The organism is Bradyrhizobium sp. CIAT3101 (genome assembly GCF_029714945.1).
GTDB lineage: Bacteria > Pseudomonadota > Alphaproteobacteria > Rhizobiales > Xanthobacteraceae > Bradyrhizobium.
Genome location: NZ_CP121634.1, coordinates 8,504,772 through 8,529,026 on the forward strand (window position 1 = coordinate 8,504,772; position 24,255 = coordinate 8,529,026).

16 protein-coding genes and 2 pseudogenes are annotated in these 24,255 nt (G+C 57.2%); 3 read left to right on the forward strand and 15 right to left on the reverse strand.

Annotation, left to right across the window (positions count from 1 at the left end):
* Positions 1-751: 751 nt before the first annotated feature.
* The 7 genes and pseudogenes from QA645_RS39610 to QA645_RS39645 form a co-directional block, all read right to left on the reverse strand.
* Positions 752-2,263: a porin gene (locus tag QA645_RS39610; RefSeq protein WP_283046424.1), complete on the reverse strand. Its 1,512-nt coding sequence runs from the start codon at positions 2,261-2,263 to the stop codon at positions 752-754.
* 1,256 nt (positions 2,264-3,519) lie between these two features.
* Positions 3,520-3,783, reverse strand: a pseudogene (locus QA645_RS39620) (transposase); the annotation flags it as partial.
* A 1,097-nt stretch (positions 3,784-4,880) separates the two neighbouring features.
* Positions 4,881-5,747, reverse strand: a complete 867-nt coding sequence (locus tag QA645_RS39625) for a Crp/Fnr family transcriptional regulator (protein ID WP_283046426.1) — start codon at positions 5,745-5,747, stop codon at positions 4,881-4,883.
* A gap of 230 nt (positions 5,748-5,977) precedes the next feature.
* Positions 5,978-6,289 (reverse strand): transposase, encoded by a 312-nt coding sequence (locus tag QA645_RS39630; RefSeq protein WP_349253197.1) that lies wholly within the window; start codon positions 6,287-6,289, stop codon positions 5,978-5,980.
* Positions 6,290-6,563: 274 nt separating this feature from the next.
* The gene (locus tag QA645_RS39635) at positions 6,564-6,935 is read right to left on the reverse strand and encodes a reverse transcriptase domain-containing protein (RefSeq protein ID WP_283046427.1); all 372 of its coding nucleotides are present in this window, start codon (positions 6,933-6,935) and stop codon (positions 6,564-6,566) included.
* Positions 6,936-7,559: 624 nt separating this feature from the next.
* Positions 7,560-7,889: an SDR family oxidoreductase gene (locus QA645_RS39640; protein WP_283046428.1), complete on the reverse strand. Its 330-nt coding sequence runs from the start codon at positions 7,887-7,889 to the stop codon at positions 7,560-7,562.
* Between the two features lie 1,049 nt (positions 7,890-8,938).
* Positions 8,939-10,366, reverse strand: coding sequence for an amidase (locus tag QA645_RS39645; RefSeq protein WP_283046429.1), 1,428 nt, complete (start codon positions 10,364-10,366; stop codon positions 8,939-8,941).
* Position 10,367: 1 nt separating this feature from the next.
* On the opposite strand from QA645_RS39645, the gene QA645_RS39650 reads away from it, so the two are divergent.
* Positions 10,368-10,628 (forward strand): hypothetical protein, encoded by a 261-nt coding sequence (locus QA645_RS39650; protein ID WP_283046430.1) that lies wholly within the window; start codon positions 10,368-10,370, stop codon positions 10,626-10,628.
* A gap of 6 nt (positions 10,629-10,634) precedes the next feature.
* On the opposite strand, the gene QA645_RS39655 is transcribed toward QA645_RS39650, so the two are convergent.
* From QA645_RS39655 to QA645_RS39670, 4 genes are read right to left on the reverse strand one after another with little or no spacing between them, the layout of a single operon-like run.
* Positions 10,635-11,453 carry an ABC transporter permease gene (locus QA645_RS39655; RefSeq protein WP_283046431.1) on the reverse strand — a complete coding sequence of 273 codons (819 nt, stop codon included), beginning with the start codon at positions 11,451-11,453 and terminating at the stop codon, positions 10,635-10,637.
* Positions 11,450-12,343, reverse strand: a complete 894-nt coding sequence (locus QA645_RS39660; RefSeq protein ID WP_283046432.1) for an ABC transporter permease — start codon at positions 12,341-12,343, stop codon at positions 11,450-11,452. The genes QA645_RS39655 and QA645_RS39660 overlap by 4 nt, the downstream gene beginning before the upstream one ends.
* Positions 12,344-12,350: 7 nt before the next feature.
* Positions 12,351-13,475 (reverse strand): ABC transporter ATP-binding protein, encoded by a 1,125-nt coding sequence (locus QA645_RS39665; RefSeq protein WP_283046433.1) that lies wholly within the window; start codon positions 13,473-13,475, stop codon positions 12,351-12,353.
* A 49-nt stretch (positions 13,476-13,524) separates the two neighbouring features.
* Positions 13,525-14,637, reverse strand: a complete 1,113-nt coding sequence (locus QA645_RS39670; protein WP_283046434.1) for an ABC transporter substrate-binding protein — start codon at positions 14,635-14,637, stop codon at positions 13,525-13,527.
* A 1,189-nt stretch (positions 14,638-15,826) separates the two neighbouring features.
* On the opposite strand from QA645_RS39670, the pseudogene QA645_RS39675 reads away from it, so the two are divergent.
* Together QA645_RS39675 and QA645_RS43415 are read left to right on the forward strand one after the other, a co-directional pair.
* Positions 15,827-17,468: pseudogene (locus tag QA645_RS39675) on the forward strand (IS66 family transposase).
* 98 nt (positions 17,469-17,566) lie between these two features.
* The gene (locus QA645_RS43415) at positions 17,567-17,746 is read left to right on the forward strand and encodes a hypothetical protein (RefSeq protein ID WP_349253155.1); all 180 of its coding nucleotides are present in this window, start codon (positions 17,567-17,569) and stop codon (positions 17,744-17,746) included.
* A gap of 1,299 nt (positions 17,747-19,045) precedes the next feature.
* On the opposite strand, the gene QA645_RS39685 is transcribed toward QA645_RS43415, so the two are convergent.
* The 4 genes from QA645_RS39685 to QA645_RS39700 form a co-directional block, all read right to left on the reverse strand.
* Positions 19,046-19,885 (reverse strand): transporter substrate-binding domain-containing protein, encoded by an 840-nt coding sequence (locus QA645_RS39685; protein ID WP_283046435.1) that lies wholly within the window; start codon positions 19,883-19,885, stop codon positions 19,046-19,048.
* Between the two features lie 1,434 nt (positions 19,886-21,319).
* On the reverse strand, positions 21,320-21,970 hold the full coding sequence (locus QA645_RS39690) for a 3-oxoacid CoA-transferase subunit B (RefSeq protein ID WP_283046436.1): 651 nt from the start codon (positions 21,968-21,970) through the stop codon (positions 21,320-21,322).
* Positions 21,971-21,985: 15 nt separating this feature from the next.
* Positions 21,986-22,693, reverse strand: a complete 708-nt coding sequence (locus QA645_RS39695) for a CoA transferase subunit A (protein ID WP_283046437.1) — start codon at positions 22,691-22,693, stop codon at positions 21,986-21,988.
* A 794-nt stretch (positions 22,694-23,487) separates the two neighbouring features.
* Positions 23,488-24,252, reverse strand: a complete 765-nt coding sequence (locus tag QA645_RS39700) for an amino acid ABC transporter ATP-binding protein (protein ID WP_283046438.1) — start codon at positions 24,250-24,252, stop codon at positions 23,488-23,490.
* Between the last annotated feature and the right edge of the window lie 3 nt (positions 24,253-24,255).

A 24,255-nucleotide genomic window follows, 5' to 3' on the forward strand; every position in this document is an offset into this window, starting at 1 on the left:
AGCCCGCCCGCTCGCTCGATAACGCTCGGCCAGCGCTGATGTGATCTCGCGCTTTGCGCGCATGCTGATCTTCCCTGCCTTAGCGGCCACTGAACTTTTTCGGCAGCTCCGCCCCAGACAGGACAGGTAAGTTGTTCGGTGACATTTTTAGCAAGACAATGCGGGGCAGTTCCGGATGGCGTTTAGAGAGGACAGATGGCTGGTCTCTGCGCAGCATCCGCGCGAGTGGATTGCCACTGCTGTGCCAGGAATTGATGAGGGAGCGTATTCGACCGCTGGGCTGCAGTTTGCTATGCAGATGAGCCCGTACGCCCGTCTGGCACGTTCGGCTGTAGCTTCTCCTAAAGGGGTGGGCCTTGCGCTGCCAATGGTAATGGTGAGTTGGCGTGATGCAGGAATGCGCCACTGGCACGCTGAAGGCCGAAGTGAACAGCGGCGGCCTCTCGGGCGTGAGAAGCTCGGAACGCGATTGTCGGAAAGAGCCAGACCGTGCCCGGCGGAGCGACCGGGTCTGAAAATACAGTTGATGCACCGTCGATGCAACAGAGAGTGTGGTGCTCTCCCGCTAGATATCGGCATAATAGCGGCTGGCCGGGCGGGACAGCAAGCGATCGACGTTCAAAGCCCCCGAACGCATGAGCTTTTTGACCTGATACGAAAGGCCTCCGGCGGGCATGCCGGAGGCCTTCTTGGAGGTAACACTTAGATAAGTAAAACTGCCTTTTCTCCTTCCAGTAGATTGATAGAGAAATCAGAAAGTCCGCTGAGCTCTAAGCAGAAGCGTAAGAGCATTCTGATCCTTGAGCTCGTAAGTAGCAGCGGGCTTGGCGATTGATGTCTGCAGAGGCAACGCCACCGTGCTTCCGCTCGCATACTTTTGGTCGAGCATCGTGTATGCGAGCTCGGCCGAGAAGGTAAGGCCTTTAACCGGAGTCCAGCCCGTCCTCGTGCCAACAACCGCGTAGTTGAAATCAGGATTGCAGCCTCCAGGACCGCTCGAGAGCGCGAGAGTTGCGACAAATGCGCCGCAAATATAGCCCTTGGCAGTCGTGTTGTAGCGCACGGCAGCATAGGCGCCGAAGATGCTGGAAGCCCATTGCGGGCTCCAGTTGTGGTTGTAGCCCCCTGAGATGCCGTAGGTTGTGGTTAGCTCCTGACCGGAGCCAGCCACGAATACCGCGTCAGACACACCAGATACCGCTACGCTCTGATAAGCACCGGCAATGCCAGTACCTCCGTACATCGCGTAGCTTGGCGCGCCCGTATAGTCGTGAAAGTTGTAGCGGCTTGCGCCATTGGTATAAACGCCTGTCACGCTGATTGAATCCCCCGCACCCGTGGGGATATTCTTGATCGACAACGCCAGTTGACCGGCCCAGCCCCACTTGTCAGCCGGGTGACCTGTCACCTCCGTCGCACCATAGTAGGCAGCATGATTATTGTGCGCCGCAGCAGAGGCCTTGAAGTAACCCCATGTCTGGTCAACAGTGACTGAGCCGATGAGGTCTGGAGCCCTCGCACCACCGAAGTCGCTGGCCCCGTACGCACCGGCGGCAAGTCCGCCAGCCGTCGCCGCGCTCACGTTCCAGATAGCAAGTTGGCTACGAGACACCGGATCCTCGGCCGAGACCGACGCGATGACGCCTTGACCGAAATCAAACGTATACGCGACCTGGTTCGCCGGGTCCCAGCCGCCGGCGCCTGGTAGCTCAATGGCGTTGGCCGCATACTGGCCCCACGGCGTGCTGAACTGGGACGTAGCTTTGCCGATCGTGAAGCCAGCGAATTGGATGAATGCGTAGTAAAGACCGGGGGTGCCGGAAGCGACTTGACTACCGATCGATGACGTGTACGTCGTACCACCTGTCCCGGCACCACTATAGGCTCCCCCAGTATAGGTGAAGGCGAACTCACCAAACGTGCGGACCATACCGTATTCGGTGGCAGTGCGCGTATCCACCGTAATGTCTTGACGAGCGCGCCAGCTGTAATATTCGCTCAGGCGGTTCTGCGCGCCTCCAACAAAACTGGTTGGCGCGTCATAATGATAGCTCGTGCCGAATGTCGTTTCAGCACGCAGATAGCCGCCCAATTTGATGCAGGTGTCGGTGCCCGGTATGTAGTAGAATCCAGCACCATACAATGAGCAGACCTTGACGTACTCGATCGCCTTGGCCTTGATGGGGAGATCGGCCGCCTGCGAACCGCCGATAGCGATTAGACCTGCCGTTGAACCTAGAAAAAGGCTCTTCGCCATCTTCATTATAAAGACCTCCAGTTGTTTTAACTCAAGAATGGCTCGTCTCGCATTCAGGAGATTAGCCACCTTCGCCCCCAAATCATTCCCGACCTACAGGGCCTTGCTCCAACACCACGGATTGATCGAACCCACTGATGTCGCGGTGCGGACCATTCCGCCGCTCGCGTTATTACGTTGACAGATTGCGCTACTTAATGGCGCGAAAAGTTCGTCCGAAACGGACGAACGCGCGCGCTAGCGCGGACAGCGTGTTTAGAGCGCTTCACAATCGTACGATTTGAACCTTATCTACTAACAGATGTACGTTTCGTACCCGCTCCCATACTTCGCGCAACAATTGCAACGATTCAGGCAAAGCTGAAGCGTCTTTCTCCGGTGAGGGCCGTCTTGTCGGGCTAAGACGAGTGCTGTGTAACAGCCCTTATGGACAGCAATAAGTTCGGTGCTCAGATTGAACGGTTCAAGGTTGTCGAGACTGGCCGTCGCTGGACCGACGATGAGAAAGTCAAGATCGTTCTGGAGAGTTTGAAGGCAGCGCGTGCGGTCTCGTCGACAGTACGACGATACGGCATTTCGCGCTCGCTCCTATTGACTTGACGACGATCGAGTGGGACGCGGACGAGCGGTACTGAACAACTCAGTCAGCGTTTGTGCCGGCGATGAGGGTGCTGACTAACCGGCGGTGCTGCCAATAGCTTTAGCGTGGCCAGCGATCGGACATGGAGGTTATCATCGGCAAGGGCTGCCGGGTGGACGCCGGTGTTGATATGACCGCGTTGTCTTGCGTGTTGGATCTGCTGGAACGGCGATGATCCCGATCGCGGCAGAGGCGAGAATTTGGATCGCAACCGGTCACACTGACATGCGCGAAGGCATGCGGGCCTGCCATTGCTGGTGCAAGAGGGACTGGGGCAAGATCCTTTTGCCAGTGATGTCTTTGTGTTCCGTGGTCGTGCTAGCACCCTGATCAAAGCCCTTTGGCGCGACGGAGTCGGGCTGTCGCTCTACGCCAAGCGACTGGACCGTGGCCGGTTCATCTCCTATGGCCTTTGTCAACTATTTTGAACACAGCTTCCCGATCGCCCGTTTGGGGACGTGGATATTTGATGCATACGATCCGCATGGGTGAGGACGCCGAGTGTTCTCGACGGTCGCTTAGACTCCTATGCGGGGATTGGCTACCCCATGATGACGGTGCTCGAAGGGCTGCCTCGCTCTGGCCTCGGACGTGGGCGTTTCCGCTGTCCAAAATGAAAATGAATTCGAACGACTGAGCGCTTTCCGCGCGCGGTAAGCTTCCGATATGTCTTGTGCAGACGTATCTGCGCTTTCCAGGCCCGAGCAACCCCGCGCGATCGAACTGCCCGCCTTGGTGATGCCGCGCGGCCTTACTGTACCGCCGCTGCTGTGCTCGCCTGGGGCGAGGCCGAGGCAACGAGCTGCCGCGGATGAGCAAAGCGGGAGAAGTATCCGATCTCGGCGAGTATAGTAGCGGCGACGATCGGACCAACGCCCTTCAAGGCTGCAGAGCCTGCATCCGTTTGGCCACGGGGAGTTCGCGAGTAGTTCGCGGATTTGCCCCCGACGCAGACGAGCCAAAATGATGGCGTCGCGCCGGTCATTCTTGATCCGCTCGCCCGGCTTGCGTGGCGTCAGCGACGGGCGCGCACACTCTGCAGATCATCTCCATTGTCGAGAATTGACGTTGAACGTTGTAGTCGCATGATCCAGCCTCGTAGACGAACTCGACGACACCATGTCGACGCGCCCGACTCCAAGCGAATTTGCCGATTGCCGTCGGATCGTTCTTGATAGTGCCGACATGCCGAACCTCAACCGCTCGCCCAACGTCCGCCACAGAACTTTTCTCCTTGTGTGTATGTCGAGACCAACGAAGACACAAACCGATTGATAGCATTTCCCCTTCCTTGCCGACTCCAATCCAGGCGACACCCAAGATGCGAGCACGGGCAGCAAAAGGCCATGTAATCTGGCGGTGACCTTGGCCTGCACTTTATGAGCCTCACCGGATACTTACGCTGAGGCGGGAGCTCAATTTTGTTACCGCCGTTGGACGTCCTCAAACTGGTGCGCCTTCCTGAGCCGCTCAAATCGCAATTGCCTGAGGCGAGATCGAGGCTAAACCCATCGGCTTCAACTTGCTGCGAGCAACAGCACGGCGAAGATCGATTTGGTCTTTCCGATGGACTATGAGCGAATGGAAATGGCATGCAGTGGCAGCCTGGCTCAAAAGGCTTGTAGGAGCTTAAGCCGCCGCGATGCCGATTGCGTAGCCTCACGGCTCCCTCAGGTCTGCCCTATGCTTGCATGGAATTATCGGTGAGCAGCCGCGCTGGGATTGGCTCCTCTCCGTGAGGATCAATACAGACCGCATTTGTCCAAAATCCCTGACCCTTTAGAGAGCTGAACGCGCTGGTCATCCTTTCGGCAGCTGGTATATTAACCCAAGTTGCAACGTGCGTGTGCTCAGCCCGATCGGCCGCCGTTCGGGAGGACCTGTAGAACTTCAGCCGGCAAACATGTCTGGTTGGTAGCAATGCGGAGGGGAGATCCGCGACGGACCGATACGCGGATGCAACAGTCCAATTGTAATTGTCCGCTAAATTGAACTGACGTGGGAATCGAAGCTGGCACACACCCCATCGGTCGCTGAGCTAACGAACTCGGTCGCAAAATAGGCGCCGGTAATGAGCTTGTAACAACTGCATGCCTTCTGTTCGAGGCTACGCCGATCCCTGATCTGCAATATGCCACGCGTTTTTCGAATCAATTCTTGCTGTTCGAAACGGATCAGCGTTTCCGTTACCCCAGGGCGGCGCAATCCCAACATAGAAGAAAGGTAGTCATGGGTGATTGGAAGCACATCAGCCTGGAGAGCGTCACTCGCCAAACAGAGCCAGCACGCCAACCGTTTTTCCCGATCGTGTCGAACACCGCACAATCCAGTCTGAGCGCAATGCAAGTTCTGCGCTTGGACATACCGAACGAGATGTTCACGTACTTCGGAGCACTTGGGCAAGAGCCGTCGCAACTCCTGGACGAGAATTCTGTATGCGCTTCCGGAAACGAGGACAACAGATTGACGTGTGGCAAGATGCCCTTCGGCGAGAAGCGAGGCCCCGACCACGCCTCGATGGCCTATTACGGCTGTTTCAAGGATGCTTTCCGCCGCGAGGATCCTTAGCGACACGAGGCCCGATTCTATAAAGTAAATGTGCTCAATTTGCTTTTTAGGTTCTTGAAGGATCATGCGTTCTCTCAGAACGACCGGCTCGAGGTATTCTCCTATTGCCGCGAGTTCTTCAAGGGCAATGCTCGCAAGAATCCCGTTTTTCACAAAGGGCCGCGTCCCGGAACAAACCGGACTCCGTCGATAGAGCAATCCCTGCATATCAGATGCCTGTTTAAAAGTTGCGGCTTCCAAATATTTGCGCCCGCCGGAGACGGATAGGAACTGATCGGTCATACTGCGGTCCGTCTCTTGGTGAGTGAAATTCTGAGCAGTCAACCCTTTTGACCTTCAGCATCATTGCCTCCAAATTTTAGCCTTCGGCCGGCTCCGTTCCATGCAATCAATGCCTGGATGACGCGTAAATCCTTCGATAAACCCAGATCAGCGATGTATTCCATCGTGCGATGCTTTTCTGCATATCAACATCCTATTTAAAAATAGAAGTCCAACTCAATGGAGGAGGCCTACGGTTCAGCTTGGGCCACCTTTCTCGGGGACAGTATCAAATGCTGGTCCACCACCGCCGGCACAAACTGTACCTCGTCTGCCTCGGAATGACTGGCTGCAGCTTCTCGCAACTGACGCCGCCAGCCAAACAGCTGCTGCGGTGACAATCCCTGCCGTCGAGCCACGGAACACACCGAGGCGCCACTCGCCACGATCTCCGCGACGAACCGCGCATTGTCCTTGCCGCTCCACTTCCGCCGACGACCGGCTCCGGTGAAGACCTCAAGCCGCCGCATCGGCTCCGTGATAGCAGTATGCACTGTGTCCATTTTAAGCCTAACGGTCGAAACCGAACCGCAAACTCGCAGATCGCCCGTCGTCCGGTAGGTGGTCACTGAACAGCGCTTACGGTTGATCGGCACCGCGTGGTAGTTGAAGTGGCCTTTGACTACCTGCCTCAGCCATTTTCCTGCTCGGGTACCGGCCGGTGCATCCGCCGTCGCAATTCTTGTTTGATAGCTTGCAGCTTCGCCCGTATGCGGTCGCACCGGCTCTTACGCCTGACAAGGAACTTGCCCCGGCGAGACTTGCCGCAGATGAAGATCAAGCCCAGGAAGTTGAAGGTGTCCGGTTTGCCGAGCTCGCGCCGCTTGCGATTGGCCGCGGAAAGCGGTCAAATTCAATCAGTCGGGTCTGGTCCGGGTGAAGCGACAGCAAGAACTTCTCAAAGCGCTCGCGCATCTCGTCGAGGAAGTACCGGACATCCGTCTCGTGCTCAAAGCCCACGACGATATCGTCGGCATAGCGCACGATGATCATATCGCCCCCAGCCTTGCGCCGTCGCCGGCGCTCGGCCCAGAGATCGCGGACGTAGTGCAGGTAGATGTTGGCGAGCAGCAGCGCGATCACCGAGCCCTGTCGCGTTCTCCTGCCAATAGCCTTCACGACCGCATCTTCCAGGATGCCCAGCTTCAAACCCTTTCTGGATCAGGGGGATGATGCGCTGGTCGCCGATCCAGTTCTCGACGAAGCGTATGAGCCATCCCTGGCTCAAAGTGTCGAACAACGAGCGAATGTCGGCGTCCAGTATCCAGTTCACCTTCTTGCTGCTGATTCCGACCACGAGCGTATCAAGAGCTCTGTGTGTCCCACGTCCGGGCCGGAATCAGTATGAGAACCCGAGGAAGTCTTCCTCGTAGATCGCATTCGGCACCTCAACCCTCGCCTGCTAAACAATCTTGTCCTCCAGCGCGGGGACTGCGAGTGGGCGTTGCCGGCCATCCGGCTTGGGTAAGTGACACGCGCCGTGACGGCAGTGCCCGGTATGCTTCCCGGTGGACCTTGCGTGCAAATCCTCAAGATGGTGTTCGAGGCCTGCCTCGTAGTCCTTACACGTCAATCCAAGGCGCGGCGTCCGCCTTGAGATCTTAGAACGCCTTCTCGAGCAGATTGACCCTGACATGGTGCCGGAGCTTAGTAACTTCTCCTCTTTATTCTGCCTTGCTACTTGTACGGTCTGACCGGCGCAGGCCGGCCGAGGGCAAGGTGCTACAACAGGTGATGAACCCTTGGGACGGAATCCCGAAACGAGTGACGCTACTACCCCAATGCGCTCACGCGCGTAAACTTGATTTGGGTACTCGTTCCGCGGGGTGGCGCCCGTAACCATCTTGGCCCGAAACCAAGGTAGACGATGACTTCCTCAATATCGGCTGGCTCGGCACTGCGCTTCAGCAGGGGCTTTTCAACACCAGCGCGCAGTGTCTCCTCCGGCCAGAGCATCCAGGTGCTATTAATGAAACCAGGAGAGACGGCATTAACGCGCACTTCAGGAGAAAGAGCTCGGGCGAGATTCTTCGTCAGATTTACCACGCCGGCTTTTATAGCAGCGTAGCCGATGGTGCTACCGCGCAGGTCAAATGCAGCCACCGAACAAGAACGTTCCAAAGTTATTCCGTCATGAGGTCGAGACGCTCCGGCGGAATCGTTCGTTGTACTACCGGAGGACCGGCATTATTGACAAGCAAATCCAATTTGTCCAGTTCAGATAAAGCATTCGAGATCATTCGATCGGCTGATGCTGACTCGCCGACGTTCCGGGAGCCGCGATTTCTTTACCGTACCCCCCAAGCTCCGTGACGGCTTGCGGCCCTCGGGGATCGTCAGGGAGAAAGTTCAGTGCAACTGCTGCACCGCTTTCGACAAGCATTTTGGCAGTAGCAAACCCCGACGCCACTTGCAGCGCCAGTCACGAGTGCAGCCTTTCCATTCAAGTTATAAGAAATCATCGACCCATCCCAACCCAGAAGTTGCTCTATCGTCCTGCATGGTAGCGCGCCGTCCTGATTGACTAAATGCAGCTCAGGGACATTTCGTACTGCCTTAAGCCCCCTTTGTTCATTATTTCCACCGCGCGACTACCCCTTTTATAGAAGGTTGCAACATCTCCAGAATCTGAGCCCACCTGAGTGCAAGCAAAATAACGTTGTCCGGTCCTTCTGAATGGAATGCTCCGTGCGCAACCCTAAACGAGCCCAGGCGCAAGGCCAATGTCCCGCCTCGTCCGTGCGACCACCGCGCGGAGCGGACCCGTGATCAGCTATAGGCTGCCCACCGTGGCAGCGGTAGCTGTTCACTCTCCCATGAAGCTCGCGGATATCTGCGAAGCGCTCGGCATTATCAGACTCACCCCCAAGCGCAGCAACCGGCCGGCGAGATGATCTTGAGCACGGCACGGATCATTCCGCCGATTTTGCCGAAAGATTGCACTGATCGTTGTATTGCTCCGCCCAACGCTTGTTTGCAGCAGCAGCAGTCGGCTGCAACTAGACGATCTCCATGTGCCTGAAAGCGACCCCTTACACGAGACTTCGTTCCTGGTACCCTTAGAGCCAGGACGCCTTGCTATTGCGTCAGCAAAAAAGTGTGCCCGAAGCACCCAAGCCGCGGAGTAACAAGTAACTCGAACGCCGTGACACTCATCCTCTGAGAAGCGGGGGTCGTCGTTCGTGCCAGCCAAGCTGCTGTTCCAAGCATTCTGCAACCTGTAGTAGCGTCGCCTCATCCCCGTAATGCCCTACTAGTTGTACGCCCAATGGCAGCCCATCGTGGAATACGCCCACTGGAAGTGAAATCGCGGGCACCCCGCATGTGTTGATCGTTGAGAGATATTCGCAGAATGCGAACTGCTGCTCGTAAGAGTGGGTTTCATAGGCACCTTCTCCTATACGGAAGGTGTGAGCGGGATAGACCGGACACAGCACGACGTCGTAAGCTGCAAGTCGTCCGGCTATGTCGCGTGCACTGTTGCGAACCGTCTCGATGTCGCTGGCTAGTATGATCGCGTTGACTGATTTGCCTTCTTCGATTGATGAGAGGGTGGTCGGCTCAAAGTCGTCATCGAGCATGCGCGAACCCAACGCAGTTTCCATCGCATTGACCCGCTGCGCTAATTGGACCGCAATGATTCGCCCTCGCGCTACGCGACAGGCCTCTGTGAACAGGTTGAGTTCACAGGGTTCGACCCAATGCCCAGCATTCTCCAGAAGGCGAGCTGTTTGGTTGAGACAAGCGGCAATCTCAGAGTCAATCTTGAATCCCAACGGCAACGAGGTAGCGAGACCAACGCGCAACCGTCGTGGTTCCCTAGTAGAAAGCTCCACGAATGACTCGTCGGTCCTCGGGGGCGTGAAATAATCCCCTGGGTACGGACCGCTTGCAACGTCCAAGTACGCTGCCGTATCGCGGACAGTTCGAGAGAGGCAACCGAGTACAGATCCCGTCGCATTCTGCCAAGGATCGGGAATTCGCCCACGCGAGGGCTTCAGCCCGACAAGGCCACAGAAAGCTGCTGGCAGTCGGATCGATCCTCCACCATCACTTCCACCCGCGATCGGGACTATCCTCGCCGCGACGGCAGCGCCTGCCCCTCCGCTAGAGCCTGATGCGGAAAAGGCGAGATCCCAGGGATTCAGCGTTGAGCCATAGACCTTCGGTTCCGTGGTCCAATCCTGACCCATTTCCGGAGAATTGGTCATGCCAAAAGGAATCAAGCCGGCCGAGCGCAAGCGGCGCACTGATTCACTGTCTTTCTCCGCGACTGAGGCAAGCCGATAGTAGAATTTTGAGCCATTGGTCGTTCGGAAGCCTGTTACTTGCATCCAAAGGTCCTTTTCAAGATAAGGAACCCCAGAGAATCTCGAGTGCGGGTGATGCGTGCGGGCATGGGAGCGTGCGCGCTCATAGTCCCAGCTCACTAATGCGTTGATGCGCGGGTTTACTTTTTCAGCCTGGACGATCGCGGCTTCCATGAGCTCAGCAGGTGTAACTTCCCCATCTTGAACGAATTTCGCCAGACCAAGTGCGTCGCTGGTTTGATAAAGCGCTTGAATGTCTTTGGATGGCATCGTGATTACTCCGGATTGCAGGGCCGATCTCGACCTTGCCGAGCTCGTGAATCTTGATTTAAAGGGGGGCTTGTCTCGCCTTCATGCGTTTGCAAATGCGCTATTGAAACAATCCCCCCTCGAAGGAACTCACTCACAGCAATTCCCGGATCAAACTTCCTACGACGTGATAACCGCCAAACAATCGCTGGGATGGCACCGTTCCAGCAAACTAAAAACGCGTAGAAAGCTCAGCGCGAACTACCGGTGCGTGCTGCTGTGAATCGAGTCAGGGTCGGTGCGAGACCCCCTTACCGAATTGTTCGCTGCGCTTGCGCAAGAACCGTGCAGCGCTGACCAGCATTACCATCAGAAACACCGTAAGCGTTGATACTGCCGCGATGGTGGGATCAAGTTGGAAGCGCACTTCGTCCCACATGTGGCGCGGCAGGGTGACTGCGCCGGAGCCTGACAAAAACAGCGCTACAACCACCTCATCGAAAGATGTAAGGAATGCGAAAAGCGCGCCGACTAACATACCCGGCCGGATTAGCGGCAACGTCACCTGCCAGAAAGTCCCACTAGGCGTGGCCCCAAGACTGAGCGCGGCCTGTGAAAGTCTTGGATCGATGCCGGCAAGGCTAGCACTAACAGTGGTCACCACAAAAGGAACTGCGAGGCAGGTGTGTGCCAGCACTATCGCGACAGGCGAACCTATCAGGCCGTATCGAGCGTACGCATAGTAAATGCCGATCGCCACAACTATCGTTGGGACGATTAGCGGCGAAAGTACGAGGCTGGTCACAGCGATGCGCAACGGCTGCGGCAAACGTTGAATTCCGACCGAGGCCAGAGTGCCTAGCACTACTGAGAGTGATACAACTGCAGCTCCAACCCATAGACTGAGCAAGGTAGCGTTTAGCCAAGCAACGTTACCAAAGTAGGCTGCATACCATCTAAAACCAAAGGCGGGCGGCGGAAACGTGAGATAGTCTGCCGACGAGAACGAGACCACGATCACCACGGCGATTGGCAAAGCGAGAAATGTAAGTGTCGACCCGACGATTGTCGTCGCCAAGATCCGTATCATTGAAACATTGCCGCTCATCGCAAGTTCATCCGAAAAGCCTTGCCGACGCCTGGGAAGCATTGTCCTGCAGCGATTAACCCGAGCGCAGTGACCAAGAGGACGACTGAAAGTGTGGCCGCATACTCCCAATTGAGCTGATCCACCTGATGAGCAATTAGCATCGAAATCGTAATCTCGCGGGAGTCGCCGACTAGAGCAGGCGTAATGTAGAACCCAAGAGCGAGAACGAAGACCAGCAGCACGCCCACCGCCACGCCGGGCATCGAGAGCGGAAAGGTCACTTGATAAAAGGTCGCCCATGGCGTAGCGCCGAGTGCGGAAGCGGCGCGTTCCAATGAGGGGTCAATCTGCCGGAGAGCGTTCGCGATCGGCAAAATCATGTACGGCAGCATGATGTGCGTCATAGCGATTTCGCTCGCGAGCGTGGTGTTAAGTATTCGTAGCGGAGCATCTATTATGCCTAGAGACGATAGCATCTCGTTAATCAGGCCATGACGGCCGAGCAACACCATCCAAGCATAACTACGCACCAGTATCGACGTCCAGAATGGCATTAGAATCAGTATCAGAAGAACTGGTGCACTAGACCGGGCGCGTGTTAGTGCCAATGCCACGGGATAAGCCAGCACCAGACTAGTAAGGGTAACAACAAACGACGTTCTAAGCGTTGTCGAAAAGGTCTTGACGAACACGACATCCTCAACGAGCGCCGTATAGTGCACGAATGACCAACTAGGAGAGCTGACGCTGCGTAACAACATAGAGCATACAGGTATCGCGTAGAGCACGAGCATGAATACGAACAGCGGCGCTACGAGCAGTAGTGGAATGACCATCTTCGACAGCTCAGCCCGGCGCTTTCGTTCAATAGGTGACAACAGAACTGAGTTAATAACCTCGTCAGACATTTGCGTTCTATACCAGGATTGTGTCGGCCACCGACCAACCGATCTGTGTCCGCTCTCCAACGGCACGGCGACGTACGGAGGCGCTCGTAGCCTCCCTAAGAACGATGGAGGTCCCATCATCAGTCTTCAAAAGATACCGGCAACGCTCACCAGCGAAGACAACTTCAGCAACGGTGACGGTCATGACGTTAACGGTCGTTTCGGAATCGACATGTCCATAGGAAAAGTGCAAGCGCTCGGGCCGAATCGTGAGCGCGACTTTTGCGCCGCACACAGGAGGCGCCGGCGAAACGGCCCGCATCGCACGGCCTTCGCATTCGACCAGAACCGTGCCGTTATCAATGCCGCGTACGGTTGCAGGCAGGAAGTTCGACTCACCGATGAATCCAGCTACAAAGCGGCTAGAAGGCCGGTCGTAAAGCTCTTCGGGACGCCCTACCTGCACCACCTCTCCGTCGTTCATAACTGCGATGCGGTTGGACATTGTAAGTGCCTCTTCCTGATCGTGCGTGACCAAGATGAACGTTATGCCAAGTTCGGCATGCAACCGTCGGATCTCGAGTTGCAGGTTCTCGCGAAGCTTCTTATCGAGCGCACTCAGAGGCTCGTCCATCAACAGCAGCTGTGGTTTGAACACGATCGCACGAGCGAGCGCTACTCGCTGTTGTTGCCCGCCTGAGAGCTGGTGCGGATACCGCCGACCATGCCCAGGAAGGTGTACCAACTCTAGTGTCCGACCGACCAGCTTCTCTCTTTCGGGCTTGGAGACTCCGCGCTGCTTCAGAGGAAAGCCGATGTTCTCGGCCACGGTCAGATGAGGAAAGAGAGCGTAGTTCTGAAAAACCACACCGATGTTACGGCGGTAGGGAGGCAGCCCTACCACCGATTTTCCATCAATTGTGATATCGCCCGCAGTTGGATCCTCGAAGCCTGCGATCATCATCAGGGTGGTCGTCTTGCCCGACCCACTTGGGCCAAGGAGGGTGAGGAACTCACCCTTCTGGATATCAAGTGAAACGCCGGCCACCGCGCTGACGCCACCATAATTTTTCTGCAAGGCGTTGAGATACACTGATGCGCCGCAAATCGTATTGGAGTCGCGAGGCAACGAAGAACCCAACGCTTGCTTCATGAAAACCTTTCGGAACGGCCTCAGGGCCAGTGCTGATGATGACAACGACCTAGCCCAACAGCCACTTGTTGAACTTCGCTTGTGTTGCGGCTCCGTTTTCAAACCACCAGTCATCGTTGACAAGAACGAGCTGCTTCTTGATTTCGGGCGAACTTGGCAAGATCGCCAACCGCTCTGGCGGGATATATTTATTGGCGCCTTCGTTGGTAGTTCCGTAGGCAATAGACATCGCGAAGCGCGCCTGCGGAATTGGCATCATAGAATAGGCGACGAATTTCATTGCGTTACTTTTGTTCTTGGCGCCCTTGAGTATCCCCCACGCATCGCGCCTTAGAAGCCCTTGATTCCAGCAAATCGCTGCCGGCACGCCTTGCTCCTTGAGCGCCTCCATGCGACCGTTCCAGACAGTGGTCATGACAACCTCGCGGTCAGTCAACATTTGAATCGGCTGAGCGCCTGTCTCCCACCATTTGACTACGCTCTTCTTGATCATGTCGTAGCTTGCCAGCGCCTTGTCTACATCGAGCGGGTAGAGCTTGTCTGCCGGCACTCCAGCAGCCATCAGCGCGAATTCCATCTCTGGAGGACCGCCGGCGCCAATACCGTACATTGCCCGATTGCCAGGGAACTTCTCTGTATCCCAGAAATCGGCCCAACTCGCGGGGGTAGCGCTCCTGAACGCATCAGCCCGATAGCCCATCACCTGAGCCCAGCTCATCATTTCTATCCCATAATCGAAGCGGTATTCCTTAGCCACGCCATCGTCTATCAGCGAGTAGTCGATGCTTTCGAAGTAGCTGCCTCTCGAATTCAGGCGCATCATCGCTCTGCGGCTGGCGCTAATCACATCCCATTCGAGATTTCCAGTATCAACCATTGCTTTGACTTTCGCGGGGTCGGCATCCGGGAAAGCACGAACCTTTATCCCGGTCGCCTTTTCGAAAGGCTCGAACCAAGCCTTCTGCTGTGCCGCCTGATAAGACCCCCCCCAAGAGGCGATGCGGACCTCTCCTGAGCCTTTCAGGATATCTGGGATAGTTGTTTGCTCCGGCAAAGCAGCCTCTGCGGCAGCCGGACGGATGACAGATGGCGCCACAAGCCCGGCGGTGATCAAGCCTACGGCACGGCGGCGGCTGATTGCGCGGATTGGACCCTTATCCATAAAAGAAAACCTTCCTGTTAGGCAGCGCTAGCCGAAGCAAACCTTCGCGGCGTGTGCATAGAGCTTGGCTCTATGCCGTCAGTTTGTTCGCCATCATGCTCCGTCTGTCGGCGCTAATGTCCGCGAATATTCGCGAACAATGAATGTGAAATTGACCTTTATGGCGGGGAAATACTGCAAAATTCTGCCGCGACTTGCTTGTTTCCTGCCAAAAGGAGCCCGTTAGCGGTAAGCCCTAAGCCTCGTTCTCGGACCATAGCTTTGAGGTCGTGACGGCAATTGGCGCGCGGAAGCAGCGGCAGGTGATAGGCGATTGGAGAGCAGTAACTGGGCGACGGTGGCCTCGGTCGGCAATCCACCTCGATCAGCCGAGCAGAAGCAGCCGCTTGTATGATCCTCGCAAGCATGGCAGGCAACGTTTGGGTAACAAGAATCCGGAACTGCGCGGGGGACTAGGTCCAGCCGCTCGTGTCTATCCTCGCCTATGCGAGTTAACTCGTGCTGGCTGCAGGAACGGGCCTTCTCCTCCATGTCGACGACGACGTCGATCCGCGGCAGCAGCGTAGGCAAGGCTCCCCGGCTGCCGCGGCGTTTGAGAGCCCGCACCTCACGGCTTCAGGGTATCGCTCCGGCGAGGGCCTCCGTGCGCGGTGCGAAGGCGGGTGAAGACAGGGCGTATGACTGCGTTTGGTGTCAGTGACGGCTCGGCGCAACGGGTTGTCAAAGAGCCGACGCCGCGGCACTGCAACGGGTGCTTGAGCTTTTGAGGCGGTAATGATCCCGATCCCGAGCGGCATCAGGGTCTGGATCGCCACCGGCCGCACCGACATGCGCCGCGGAATGCAAAGTCTGGCCCTGACGGTTCAGTAGAGCTTGAAGCGCCATGCTCATGCCGGGACCTCTATATCTTCCGGGGCACCGCGGCGATCTTATCAAGATTTTATGGCATGACGGTTAGGCTTTCGCTCTATGCCAAGCGCCTGGACCACGGCAAGTTCATCTGGCCTCAGCATCCGCTGGTGTGGTGTCAATCTCGGCAGCGCAGACGGCCTATATGCTGGAAGGAATAGACTGGAGGAATCCATAACTAAGCTGGCGGCCGCAGAGCGCGGGTTGAACAGAGGAAATTCTGCGGTTGCTGGTGTTTTGGGGAGTCACAACGCGCTGGATATGTGATTCACTGCGTTGCATGGACGCCGATCGTGACGCTGTTTCGGATGACATTGCGGATCTAAAGAGGCGTTGGCGGTCGAGCGCACGAAGGCGATAGAGGTTGTAGCGGAGCTCGAGGTCGCCCGCGCGGGGGCCCCGGAAGACGGCGCGTTAATCCCCCAGCAGAAGCTGCGGATCGTCAGGCTTGAGCGTCAGATCTACGGACAACGGTCAGAGCGGTCATCGCGACTGATCGACCAATTGGCCTGGCAATTCGAAGAGCTGGAAGCTGACGCCACAGAGGACGAGCTGGCGGCCGAACGAGCTGTCGCGAGGACGAGCGGATTTATACGCGAGCGCGCCGGGCGACAGTCGTTCCCCGAGCGTCTCCAACGCGAGCGAATGGTGATCGATCCGCCGACGGTTTGTGGCTACTGTGGCGGCGCGCGGCTGCGCAAGCTGGGCGAAGACCTGACCCGGACCCTGGAGGCGATCCCGTGCCAATGGGAGGTGGACGAAACGGTACGCGAAAAGTTCACCTGCCGGGATTGCGAGAAGATTAGCCAAGCGCCGGCGCCGTTCCATGTGATTGCGCGGGGGGGGGGGGGCGCTGGACCGAGTTTGCTCGCGATGATCCCGTACGAGAAGTTCGGCTGCCGTTGAACCGTCAGGCCGAACACCATGCCCTTGAAGGCGTGCCAATTAGCCTCCCGACCATGGCCGACGCCGTAGGGGCAGGGTGTTGGAGCCGCTGTCGCGGCTCTTGGAAGCCCACGTCATGGCAGCGGAACGCCTCCATGGCGACGACACCACCGTGCCTGTGCTGCCTTGGGCAAGTTCGACGTCGCTCGATGCTGGGTCTATGTGAAGGACGACCACCCTTCGGCGGCTCAGATCCGCCGGCGGCGATGTATTATTACTCGCGCGATCGAAGCGGTGAGCATCCGCGGGCGCATATAGCCAACTAGATCGGGATCCTCCAGGCCGACGCCTTCGGCGGATACATCAAGCTCTACTACCTCGAGCGAAGTCCTGGGCTTATCAGGGAGGCGGCATGTTGATTCCATGCCTGGTGCCCGTTCTTCGTCATGGCGGATCTTGAGGAGAACGCGCGGCGCAAATCGGCTGGAAAGAAGGAGATCGTCATCTCGCCCGTCGCCATGGAGATCGTTCGCCGAATCGACGCTCTGTTCGAAATCGAGCGCTCTATCAACGCACAAAATGCCGACCTACGAAAGTTGTTCGCTAGGCGCAGAGCTCGCCGCTCGGCGACTATCTGGAAGCAATATGCGCGAGCAGTGCGCCAAGCTCTCCCGCGGTCACGATCTGGCGAAGGCCTGAACAACATGTTCAAGCGCTGGGCCTCCTTCGCACGCTTCCTCGACGATGGCCGCGTCTGCCTCTCGAACAATGCCGCCGAAAGAGCGCTGCGCGGCATCGCATTCGGCAGAAAGTCGTGGTTGTTCGGTGGATCCGGCCGCGGAGGTCGCCGAGCCGCGGCCATCTACAGTCTCATCGTCTGGGCCAAGATGAACGACGTTGACCCTCTGGCCTGAGTCGCCCATGTACTCGCTGCCATCGCCACACCCGCCCGCAGGCTCGATGAGCTGCTTCCCTCGAACTGGAAGACTGCGCAACAGCAAGCCTTGCGGCGCAAGCGGCTTGATGGGGCACGTTAACAAGGTCAGCCACGTGTTCACTCTCAGCCATGTAGCTGAGATGCTCGGTGAATACGAGGAATGGCTGTTCGAGGTCGCCGAAGAAATGGACAGCGAGGATGGCCAGCTATGGGTCGTCGGCGTTGGAAGACGGCGTGATGGCGTTCACCGATGACGAGATCCAGAGCCTCAAGGAGCTGATCGCAATCCGCAAGGAGACCCCCAGCATCATCGAAAAACGACACCACGCGCCCGCTGCGATGATGAAACCGAAGACCGAGGAGTTCGACGAGATCTAATCGCTAACCGGACAGATCAGCGCGCCTGCGGCCTACAGTGCATGGTTACGCTTCAGGCGCGCTGACTTCCCGCCCCGCCTCGCTGCCCGCGACCTGCTCCCGTCTTCCAGGCCCAGTAGCAGCTGATCTTCAGGCACCATCTCTGTCGTTGCAATTCTTTGATGATCTGCCGCAGCGGCTCGCTCTCGCATCGCTCAGCAATCAGCATCGCTTCAGGGTCTCAGGACCCGCTCACACCCAATTCAGAGCATATTCGCCGCCATGTGGCGACGCGGCCAGCGCGCCTGATTCACTTCGCCGCAGTGCCTTCAACAATTTTCCGCTTGCGTTCGCGCCAGCGCGGCTCGTCCTTGCGGAGATGCCACCCGTCGAACTCTTAGCAATGCCGACGATAGCGCCGCCGCCAGGCGCTTCAGGCCATACTTACCTTGGCCAGCGGAGAATTCGATCCTCGAGACGCTTGACGAAGAGACAAGGCCCCTCCCGTCCCGAAACAGCAGCTTGATCCGAACCGCCCGTGTGGCCCGGAACACAAAAGAAGTTCTGATTATGGGGCCGCCTCCAAAGCTCTAGCACACCGGGGTAGCAAGCCATCCATTCCCTTGCGGAAGTCTACCTTCACCCGGACCGCACCCCGACGGACCGATCACCGGCTCGCCTAGCGCCTGGACGATCGACACAATCAGCGCCGAGCCCTCACCAAGACCAGCCCGGATCGTGACGCCGTAAACTTCGATCTCGATGACCCCGGTAGGCCTTGCAGTGCACGGCCTTTGCGCTCTCGGCCAAGAGCTGCCGTCGGCATCACGGCAATCCACCACCGCCGGCAGAAACTGCACCTCTCCCTCGAATCACCCTCGCCGCCCTCTCGCAATCGACTCGCAGTCAAACAACTATTGCGGCAAATCCATGCCGCCTCGTTACCGAGCACGCCGGGTCTCCGCTCGCAACGATCTCCGCAACAATGCCTTGTCCTCGTCGCTCCACTTCCCGAGGACCTGTTCCGGTGAAGATCTCGAGCCGTCGCATCGGCTCAGATGGTAGTATGTACTAAAATCCATTCTACACGTAACGCTCCTATCCGAACCGCAGGGCTCGCAGATCACCCCGTCACCTACTAGGCGGTCACCGAACAGCCTTACGTATCAGTCAGAGCAGATGCAGCCTATCCGGTTTCTTTGCCCGCAGTAGCGCGCGCGCTGCTTCCAAGCGAACACTTTTGCGCTCTCGGTCCCCTCGCAGGCAAGTTTCGTCGCGTGAGCTTTTAATGTCCAAGCTGCCAGCGATCCGAACGCCCAATTACGGCTGACCGTTGATCATTGGCTGCTCAATGCTGGCCTGGTCGGTCAAACCCCACTTGTGCAAAAGCTGGTCATACGTGCCATCGGCGATTACCCCGGCCAGGGCTATCTTTAGCTCTTCTCCGAATTGAAGATTGTCTTTCCGAAAAGCAAAACCAGTCATCAACTTGACGACAGGTTTACTAATTACTGCATACTGGTTTCCCTCTAGTTTGTTTTGAAACGCGATGACGCCTTCACCAGTGATAGCGGCGTCGGCACGGTCCTGTTGTACGAGGAGTCGGCTTTGCGCCGTATTCTCGCTGGCTGCGACCTCGATCGCAGGCTTGCCAGCTTTGACGCAATTCTCCTCGCTCCATTTCTCGATTCCCTGGATCTCGATTAGGCTTGAACGTGTCGCCGCCACGCGCTTGCCGCATAAAGCCTTGAGGTTCGCGAAGCGCTCGGCTTTCTGACTTAAGGTATAAAATATCTGGTTAGAATATACGTAATCAAGGAAGTTTGCATTGGCTCGACGCTCGGGCGTATCTCCCATTGTGCCCAAAAGGATATCGGCGCGCTTTGTATTCAACGGCGCAAAGCTGATCATCAAGGCATAGCTCGTCTCGGTCCAGATGACGTCCGCTCCCATCGTTCTTGCCATCGCCTCTAGAACATCAATGTTGAAGCCGGCTACCTTGCCAGCCTTTTCATCCTTGAATTCGAACGGAGGATAGGTGGTCAACGCCATTGCGTTGATAACTCTCTTTGCGCTTTGCGCGCACGCATCAACGGCGATGATGCTAAAGATGACTGCAGCAGCGCTCATGGTTAGGCGGCGAGTACGGTTTGGTAACATTTGGAACTCCTATGCTACTTTGAAAAGATGTGCATCCGCTTCAATGAAGCGGATGCAATTGGCCCCCGAATGCGAGCAAGCGCTGGATCACTCGGGAGCCGGGCGGATCGGGCGCGACGACCGCTGAGCCTGGTACGGAAGCCAAGCCTACCCACCTACTTCTCGTCTGAGATGCGCGCAAATCATGTCCATGCGTGTCTCACCAATTTTTGCATTCCCCTCTAAGCGCGTCTGCGGGGCGGATCCTCAAGATTTGCGGTTCCGCCGCGCATTCTTCTCCGAAACAATGCGTCGGTATACCCGCTGATACGGAGCCCGTAGAATGGCTGTGCACCTCCTAATTCTTACGAAGTGGAACAAGATCACGTCCAATCACCAAGTATCGCCTTTAACGAGGTGAGCTGGCCGGTAGAAACCTGCATTTAAGCCTAAAATCTGCAAAAACTCTGCGTTGTCCGCTCATCCTCCGTACGCGATGTTACGACCACCTACGACCACCTTCATACATTTGGCGGACCGACGCGCTAAGAAGCTCACCAATGTAGTCACCATATGGATCGGTGAAGCCGGTCGCTCAAGCGGCATAGTATGCCCCTATTTGCGCCGATGTTTTCTCGCCGAGTTTCGGCTCAAACGTTTGCCGCTTGGGTTTGGATCTTGCATAGGCGATCGCAACGCTTGAAGTTTGTCGAATAGGTTAGACATACAGACTATCAACCAAGTGATAAGGAAAGCCATGCTCATCCTTAACCAGCCCACCAATTTCGAAGTCTCCTCGATGCGAAAGTTGAGCGTGGCAGCCGGTAGCCGAGCGATTTTTTCGGATTAGGCGATGGCCAAAAGAAAACTCCTCTCGTTTTCTTAACACGCCTTGTTCGTGTGATCGGAGCCGGTTCGGATCCATCTCAAGGACGCAGGCTGTCGTCTCGACTTGGAGTTTCAAAGCATAAGGCGGTTCTTATGCTGTGATCCGAATGTTAGTTAGGAAACAAGTCAGCAGTTCAGCCGGGATGTAACCCCAAACGCTTGAAGCGAAAGGTGTTGCAGCAGGTATGACGGTCTGTTGCGCTACGGATAGCAAGCGTTACTGCCGCTTTCGATCCATAGATGCGTGCAGTGCGAGCGCACGAGGATTCTTGATCAACACCGAAGGCGAGACCGATCCTCGCCTTTACGAGCTCCTCGTCGGTTTGACGCCAGCCAAGGAATGGTCTCTTGCGCAGACGCTCGGATTCATTCGCAGGCGGGTTTCGGTCCTCCCTGCGCAGCGAGCACGAAGTGAGCGCAGGTTCGACATGTGCCTCCCCTTAAACGTGCGTAACACATTGACCACCGCTCAGTGGCGGCAGCTCGGGAGAGCGGACAGATACTGCGATGAATCCCGCGTCTTCGGCAGGAGCTGATCCTATTTTCACGCGTCCCTTTGCGATGCCGTCAGGTGTTCTTCAGCGCGACGGGGAATTCGGCTTCGGTCTTGGCCTTGACCTCGTCGAGCGTGACGCCGTCGGCAAGCTCGATCAGCGCCATGCCGCCGTCGCCATGCTTGTCGATGGTGAAGACGGCGAGATCGGTGACGACCATGTCGACCACGCGCTCGCCGGTCAGCGGCAGATTGCACTTCTTCAGGAGCTTGGCGCCGTCCTTGGCGGAATGCTCCATCACCACGACGACGCGCTTGACGCCGGCGACGAGGTCCATCGCGCCGCCCATGCCCTTGACCATCTTGCCGGGGATCATCCAGTTGGCGAGATCGCCGTTCTGGGCCACCTGCATGGCGCCGAGGATCGACAGATCCATGTGGCCGCCGCGTATCATGCCGAAGGAATCCGCGCTGGAGAAATAGGAGGTCGACGGCAGCTCGCTCACGGTCTGCTTGCCGGCGTTGATCAGATCGGCGTCCTCTTCGCCCTCATAGGGGAACGGGCCCATGCCGAGCATGCCGTTCTCGCTCTGCAGGCTGACGTCGACGCCGTCAGGGATGTAGTTCGAGACCAGCGTCGGGATGCCGATGCCGAGGTTGACGTAATAGCCGTCGCGCAATTCCTTCGCGGCGCGCGCAGCCATCTGTTCACGGGTCCAGGCCATATCGATCTCCTGATCTTAAGCGGCGGTGCGCGGGCGGGTGTTGCGGAATTCGATGCGCTTCTGGGCCGTGCCGACCTCGACGATGCGCTTCACGAAGATGCCGGGCGTGTGGATGTGGTCGGGATTGAGTTCACCGGCGGGAACCAGATGCTCGACCTCGGCCACCGTTATCTTGGCGGCGGTCGCCATCATCGGGTTAAAGTTGCGCGCGGTCTTGCGGTAGATCAGGTTGCCGGCGGTGTCGCCCTTCCAGGCGTGCACGATGGCGAGGTCGGCGAACAGGCCGCGCTCCATCAGGTATTTCTCGCCGTCGAACTCCTTCACTTCCTTGCCCTCGGCGATCAGCGTGCCGACGCCGGTCTTGGTGTAGAAGGCCGGGATGCCGGCGCCACCGGCGCGGATGCGCTCGGCCAGCGTGCCTTGCGGGTTGAATTCGAGTTCCAGCTCGCCGGCGAGGAATTGCTGGGCGAACAGCTTGTTCTCGCCGACATAGGACGAGATCATCTTCTTGATCTGACGGGTTTCCAGGAGGCGCGAGAGCCCGATGCCGTCGACGCCGGCATTGTTCGAGACAACCGTCAGACCCTTGACGCCGGAGTCGCGGATCGCATCCGACAGCGACTCGGCAATGCCGCAGAGGCCGAAGCCGCCCGACATGATCATCATGTTGTCCTTGAGAACGCCCTCAAGAGCCGACTTGGCGTCGGGATAGATCTTGTTCATAATTTACCTGACGTTACCAAAAGGTTTGATGGCTCGGAAGATGTTCGTTAGGGCCGCACTCACGGTTAGGTGACGCGACGGCTGATCCCCCTCCGCGCATTCCCAGCGCGTGGACGATGGCGCGTATCGCAATTGACCGATTTGACCGGCTCCGCGAGATCGACATTTGGCTTGTCTCATGAACATCTTGGCGCCCCTTGACGCGGAGAGGTCTACGCCGGAGATCCGCCCCTGCGCTTCCCTTCAGGCTTGGAAAGCTCGAGACTCGCGACGCATCGCTTGATCGGGCGATTTCATCGCTCCATCGCCTTTGGCTCCGGATCGGGTAAGATGTGGTTGCTGTGCGCACACATTCGGCTTCAAAGCCCTTCTCGCTCTCTCCGCGAAGGCGCTGTTTTACCCGCAGATTGAGGAGGAAGTCGGTAGGCTCCTGGGCTATGACGTGCAGATATTCGGCGTATTTTCTTACTAAGCGCAGGAATGCACCAGGAGAACCTTGATCCGCAAGAATCAAAGAAGCTGCATAATTGGAAAATGACCGAACCGTGCGAAGAGTTCGGAACGGATCGAGCTGGGACGCTTTTGACATTTCAGCGCCGAGTCCGGACTGAATTCGGTGTACTGTTCTGGCGATATGAGGAGAGAATGCGCGCGTCATTCGCGATGCTAAGCCGCCTCCGCGGTCCGCATTGCTAGTAGCTATGGATAGGTCGCCGTCGAACGCTCGCCTTAAGTGGACGGCAGATCGCAAGACAACTCTATTTTTAAAAGTTTGCGATCGGCTGACGACAACGTCAATTGCGGACGGCTGAAATAAAATTCAGAGTTCGAGCATGAGTGGGACTGCTGAGGACCTGGGCCGGGGCGCCGCTTTCTATGACTTGGCCTTGATCCATGAAAATCACTCGATTTGCTACGTCCCGCGCGAAGCCGAGTTCGTGAGTAACAACGATCATTGTCATTCCAGTTCGCGCGAGACCGCGCATCACGACCAGCACTTCGCCGACTAGTTCGGGATCCAACGCGGAGGTAGGCTCATCGAACAACATCAACGCTGGTTTCATCGCAAGAGCGCGAGCAATTGCGACGCGCTGCTGCTGACCACCCGATAGCTCAACCGGATAAGCATCGCACTTATGAGCCAGTCCGACCCGCGCGAGCAACTCACGGGCGGCGACCTCGGCCTGCTTGCGCTCTTGTTTGAGTACTTGCACCGGACCTTCGGTGATGTTTTCCAGCGCCGTCATATGGGGGAAGAGATTGAAGCGTTGGAACACCATGCCTGTTGCGAGGCGCTGTCGCGCGATATCACGCTCGGAAAGTTCATACAGTTTCTGGTGGATCTGACGGTGACCGACTATTTCTCCGTTCACCCAGAGCGCGCCGCTATCGACGACTTCCAACTGATTCATGCACCGGAGCAAAGTGCTCTTGCCCGAGCCCGATGGACCAATAATGCAGAGCACTTCGCCACGCTCCACTTCCAGGTCGACACCCTTCAGCGCCTCGAATGCACCATAGGACTTGCGTACGCCGCTGGCTTTAACGATGGGCTTCATGTG